The following is a 332-nucleotide window of genomic DNA, read 5'->3' on the forward strand; positions in this document are numbered from 1 at the left end:
CTGATAAAGTTATTTTCAGTAACGGCATTACCTTTAACCAGGTGGGCTCAGGGTTAACTAAAAGCGGTAATGAGTTAATACTGAAAGTAAACGGCAGTAACGACAATGGCGTTACGTTAACCAACTTCTTCCTCGGTGGTGACCACTTGGTTGAAAGCTTTGAGTTTGAAACCGGCGGTAGCATTAGTGCAGCGCAGATCTTTGGTGCCTTTGGATTAACGATGCCAAGTGGCGAAGCTCCGGCAGTTAATACGGTGCACGGCACTGCAGGGAATGATACGCTAAATGGAAGTGCTTCTGCCGATATAGTGGCCGGCTCGCATGGTAACGAT

General features: G+C 47.3%; 1 protein-coding gene. It reads left to right on the forward strand.

The annotated features are described in order from the left end of the window. Positions 1-332 (forward strand): calcium-binding protein (locus SB753_RS35720; protein WP_410804811.1); only part of this gene is annotated, 332 nt, incomplete at both ends.

The organism is Paraburkholderia sp. SIMBA_053 (assembly GCF_046534895.1).
Taxonomy (GTDB): Bacteria; Pseudomonadota; Gammaproteobacteria; order Burkholderiales; family Burkholderiaceae; genus Paraburkholderia; species Paraburkholderia caledonica.